This is a genomic window from Sphingopyxis sp. SCN 67-31 (assembly GCF_001725095.1).
On record NZ_MEFH01000214.1, the window covers coordinates 1 to 5,037 of the forward strand.

General features: G+C 65.2%; 5 protein-coding genes and 1 tRNA gene. 4 read left to right on the top strand and 2 right to left on the bottom strand.

Annotation, left to right across the window (positions count from 1 at the left end):
- The coding region (locus ABS88_RS24285; protein WP_286750849.1) for an oligopeptide:H+ symporter at positions 1-626 on the bottom strand (626 nt) is incomplete at its 3' end.
- 166 nt (positions 627-792) lie between these two features.
- Between ABS88_RS24285 and ABS88_RS24290 the strand changes: the two genes are divergently transcribed.
- The 3 genes from ABS88_RS24290 (at position 793) to ABS88_RS24300 (ending at position 3,499) form a co-directional block, all read left to right on the top strand.
- Positions 793-1,374 (top strand): nitroreductase family protein, encoded by a 582-nt coding sequence (locus ABS88_RS24290; protein ID WP_286750850.1) that lies wholly within the window; start codon positions 793-795, stop codon positions 1,372-1,374.
- Between the two features lie 71 nt (positions 1,375-1,445).
- Entirely contained in the window at positions 1,446-1,793 is a 348-nt protein-coding gene (locus ABS88_RS24295; protein ID WP_003043532.1) for a GntR family transcriptional regulator, read from the top strand.
- 110 nt (positions 1,794-1,903) lie between these two features.
- Complete coding sequence (locus ABS88_RS24300; protein WP_062764671.1) at positions 1,904-3,499, top strand: peptide chain release factor 3; 1,596 nt, start codon at positions 1,904-1,906, stop codon at positions 3,497-3,499.
- A 35-nt stretch (positions 3,500-3,534) separates the two neighbouring features.
- Here the strand turns inward: ABS88_RS24300 and dinB are convergent, their stop codons facing one another.
- Positions 3,535-4,659 (bottom strand): DNA polymerase IV, encoded by a 1,125-nt coding sequence (dinB, locus tag ABS88_RS24305; RefSeq protein WP_286750851.1) that lies wholly within the window; start codon positions 4,657-4,659, stop codon positions 3,535-3,537.
- Between the two features lie 100 nt (positions 4,660-4,759).
- Between dinB and ABS88_RS24310 the strand changes: the two genes are divergently transcribed.
- A tRNA-Gly gene (locus ABS88_RS24310) sits at positions 4,760-4,833 on the top strand.
- Positions 4,834-5,037 lie beyond the last annotated feature (204 nt).

The window sequence follows — 5,037 nt, forward strand, 5'->3', positions numbered from 1 at the left end:
AGATAGCCGACGAGGATCGTGCCGAGCGCCGCGCCGACGTTAATGCCCATGTAGAAGATGGTGTAGGCCGCGTCGCGGCGCATGTCGGTCAGGCGATAGAGCTGGCCGACCATCACCGAGATATTGGCCTTGAGGAAACCCGAGCCGACGATGATGAGCGCGAGCGCGAGCCAGAAGATGTTGATCGCGGGATCGGCCTGCTTCGTCGCGGCATCGGTGATGCCGTGATCGCCCTCGAAGGCCATGAACAAATGGCCGAAGGCGAGGAGCACACCGCCGAACAGCACCGCCTTGCGCTGCCCCAGATAGCGGTCCGCAAGATAGCCGCCGAGCACGGGGGTGATGTAGACGAGCGCGGTATAGGCGCCGTAGATCAGGTTCGATTTGCCGTCCGAAAACAGCCAGTGCTGCGTCAGGTAGAAGATCAGCAGCGCGCGCATGCCGTAGTAGGAGAAGCGTTCCCACATCTCGGCAAAGAACAGCATGTAGAGGCCCTTGGGATGGCCGGCGAATTCAGGTTTCTTGCTGGCGGCGACCAAAGCGCCGATGCTCAAAAAGACCCCCAGGATGACCAGCGCGATAACCGCGATCCAGTCCCCCTCGTCCCATAAGGCCATATCTTTCATCTATATGCGTCCCTTTTCCCGGATGGTTTTGCCGCGGACTTCTGCCGCGCGAATGGGGCAACCTAGCGCGAAAATTGCGTATGGGAAGAATCTAATTGCGCATGAAACCAAAGCGCCCGACGCGGCGGGGTTGCGCGGATGCGGGCGAGACGCCACATGGCGCGCGATGTTCAACGACACCTCTTCGCTGAAAAGCCACCTCGCCACGCGCCGCTCGGGCAAGGCGCGCGACATGGTCGCCCCCGGGCCCGACACGGACGAATTGCGCGCGATCATCGAACTCGCGCTGCGCACGCCCGATCATGGCAAGCTCGCCCCCTGGCGCATCATCACGATCGCGCCTGAACAGCGCGATGCCTTTGCCGCGCTGCTCAAGCAGGCATGGGTGGCCGAAAATCCCGGCGCGGCCGGCATGGATCTCTCTGCGCTCGACCAGTTTGCGCATCAGGCGCCGACGCTGCTGCTCCTCGTCTCGGCGCCCGTCGCGGGCAGCAAGATCCCGCTGTGGGAACAGCAGATGTCGGCGGGAGCAGTCGGCATGAACCTGCTCCACGCCGCGCACGCCCACGGCTATGTCGGCAGCTGGCTCACCGGCTGGGCGGCGTTCAGCCCGAACGTCGGCGCCGCGTTCGGGCTGCGCGAAGGCGACGCGATCGTCGGCTATTTCTTTATCGGCACCCCCGGCGCCGACCTGTCGGAACGCCCGCGTCCAGATTATGACGAAATCGTCAGCACCTGGGACATTTAGTGTCGCCTAATATCAGCAGAAACTAATTTTCTTCAATTGACTGTGCTGCTGTCTTATGGCATTAAGGCGGCATGCTCGATCAGACCAAACCCGTTTATCAACGGCTTCGTGACGTGATCGCCAATGCGATTCTCGACGGCACCTTTCGCGACGGCGACATGCTCCCGTCGGTCCGGTCGCTCGCTGCCGAGGAAGGCGCCAACCCGCTGACCGTCGCCAAAGCCTATCAGACCTTTCAGGACGAAGGCCTGGTCACGGTGAAGCGCGGGGTCGGCATGTTCGTCGCCGAGGGTGCGACCGATCGCCTGCGCACGCTGATGCGCGAAGATTTCCTGACCAACGTCTGGCCGCCGGTCGCCGAGCAGATGCGCCGCATCGGCCTCGACGCGCGGACGCTGCTCGACCTCACCGACGCCTGATCGTCATTCCCGAACGCGACGAGCGGGGCCGCTGCGCCGCCGCTGCGCGAAGACACGATGCTGCGTCAGCCCTTTCCACTGACGCCGCCACCTGCTAGGCGCCCGGCGCCATGTCCCAGAACCACCCCGACCGCCGCACCTTCGCCATCATCTCGCACCCCGACGCGGGCAAGACGACGCTGACCGAAAAGCTGCTCGTTGCGGGCGGCGCCATCCATATGGCGGGCGAGGTCAAGGCACGCGGACAGGCGCGGCGCGCCCGCTCCGACTGGATGAAGATCGAACAGCAGCGCGGCATTTCGGTGACCTCGTCGGTGATGACCTTCGAACATCAGGGCCTTGTCTTCAACCTGCTCGACACGCCGGGGCACGAGGATTTCAGCGAGGACACCTATCGCACGCTCACCGCGGTCGACAGCGCGGTGATGGTGATCGACGCCGCCAAGGGGATCGAACCGCAGACGCTCAAGCTGTTCGAGGTGTGCCGCCTGCGCTCGGTGCCGATCATCACCTTCATCAACAAGGTCGATCGCGAAGGCCAGTCGCCCTTCGAACTGCTCGACGAGGTCGCCGACCGGCTGGCGCTCGACGTCTGTCCGATGAACTGGCCGGTCGGGATGGGCGGCACCTTCTCGGGCCTCTATGATCTGGTCGAACCGTCGCTCGCGGTCCCCGGCAAGGAAGCCTCGCGCGCGTTCGAGGGCGAACGGATCGCGCTCACCGGCCATGACGATCCGAAGCTGGCGGCGGCGGTCGATTCGCGTGCGCTCGATCAGTTCAACGAAGAAATCGAGCTCGCCTCCGCGGGCTATGCGTCCTTCGACGTCGACGCCTATCGGAACGGCGACCTCACCCCCGTCTATTTCGGCTCCGCGCTCAAGGAATTCGGCGTCGTCGATCTGCTCGCCGGGCTCGCGGCGCATGCGCCGGGACCGCAGCCGCAGCCTGCCGAACCCGCGCCGGTACGCCCCGACGACGATGCCGTCACCGGCTTCGTCTTCAAGGTGCAGGCGAATATGAACCCCGCGCACCGCGACCGCATCGCCTTCATGCGCCTGTGTTCGGGCAAGTTCGAACGCGGGATGCGGCTGACGCAGGGCGGCACCGGCAAGGCGATCGCGATCAGCCGCCCGATGCTTTTCCTCGCGCAGGACCGCGAAATGGCCGAAGAGGCCTGGCCCGGCGACATCATCGGCATCCCCAACCACGGGACGCTGCGCGTCGGCGACACCCTCTCCGAACGCAGCGACGTGATGATCACCGGCCTGCCGAACTTCGCTCCCGAAATCCTGCGCCGCGTCGCGCTCGTCGATCCGACCAAGACCAAACAGCTCCGCAAGGCGCTCGACGACATGGCCGAAGAAGGGATCATCCAGGTCTTCTATCCGGAGATCGGCGCCAACATGATCGTGGGCGTCGTCGGCCAGCTCCAGCTCGACGTGCTGATCAGCCGGCTCGAGGCCGAATATAAGGTCGAGGCAAAGCTCGAGGCCAGCCCGTGGGATACCGCGCGCTGGATCGCCAGCGATGACGCCGCCGCGCTCAAGCAGTTCCAGGCCGACAATCGCGGCGCCGCCGCCACCGACCGTGACGGCGCGCCGGTCTTCATGGCCAAGGATGCGTGGGAAGTCGGCTATGTGACGCAGCGCAACCCGTCAATCCGCTTCACCGCGACCAAGGAACGGGTGTTCGCACCGGCCCAATAATCTCGCCGCCCCCGCGAAGGCTGGGGCGACCTACATCAGAGCAGGCTCAGCAAATCTGCGGGCGCAGCGGCCGTGTCGCTCTCCTCTTCCTCGCCCTCGAACTTGCTCAGCGTCACGCCGAGCAGCCGGATCCCCTGCTCGACCGGCAGCAAGGGGGCAAGGATCGCCTCCCCCGCCGCGAGCAACGCCGCCCCGTCGGCGATCGGCGCTGCCACCGACTTTGCGCGCGTGATCGTGCGGAAGTCGGCATAGCGCAGCTTCAGCGTCACCGTCCGCCCGCGCGCGCCCTTCTTCGCCGCCCGGTCCCATACCACGGTGCAGACATGGGCGAGCGCCTCGCGAATTTCGGTGTCGCTGACCAGATCGTTGAAGAAGGTCCGCTCGCCGCCGAGGGACTTGAGCGGCCGGTTCGATCGCACACGGCGATGGTCCACCCCGCGCGCCAGTTTATAGAGCCATTCGGCGCTGTTACCGAAATGCGCCGCCAGCCACGCGCGGTCCTGCGCCGCCAGATCGGCGCCCGAAAAGATGCCGAGCCCCTCCATCTTCGCGGCGGTCACGGGGCCGATGCCATGGAACCGCCGGATCGACAGCGTCTGGACGAACGCCGCGCCTTTCCCCGGCGGAATCACCGTCATCCCGTCGGGCTTGTTCTGATCAGACGCCAGCTTGGCGATGAACTTGTTGTACGACACGCCGGCCGACGCGGTCAGGCCGGTTTCGGCGCGGATGCGTTCCCGGATCAGCCGCGCGGTCGCCGTCGCGCTGCCCAGTTCCGCCTTGTCGCGCGTCACGTCGAGATAGGCTTCGTCGAGCGACAGCGGTTCGACATCGTCGGCGTAGTCGTGAAAGATTGCGCGGATCTGATGCGATATCGCGCGATAGGCGTCGAACCGCGGCGGCACGAAAATCAGCTCGGGACACTGGCGCTTCGCGGTGATGCTCGGCATCGCCGACCGGACGCCGAATTTGCGCGCTTCATAGGATGCGGCGGCGACCACCCCGCGCCGCGAAGATCCGCCGACCGCGACGGGCTTGCCGCGCAGCGCCGGATCGTCGCGCTGCTCGACCGAGGCGTAAAAGGCGTCCATGTCGACATGGATGATTTTGCGAACCGGCGCCTCGCCGCCGTCCGCTTCACTGTCGCCGGTCTCGCTCACACGCCGATTCCTAGCATGTTGCCACGATGTTCTCAATCACCGCTGCGCGTTCCGCTTGACGACCCCGCCCCAAACTGGCAATCGCGCGCACCTTGGCGAAGCGGGTATAGCATAGTGGTAATGCTCTAGCCTTCCAAGCTAGCTAGGCGGGTTCGATTCCCGCTACCCGCTCCATCCCTCCCGCCCGATGCCGTTCGGATCAGCCTTTACAAGCTCCCGGAAGTCCACCTAACCGTTGCGCAGCGGATTGTTGCGGACCCGCTGCTTCAACGGAGCGGCTTTCGCAGGGCTGACTGCCTTTCTCTGGGGGATCGTGAATGCGCGTCATGCTTTTGGGAGCGGGCGGTTTTATCGGTCGGCATATACTGGTCGCGCTAT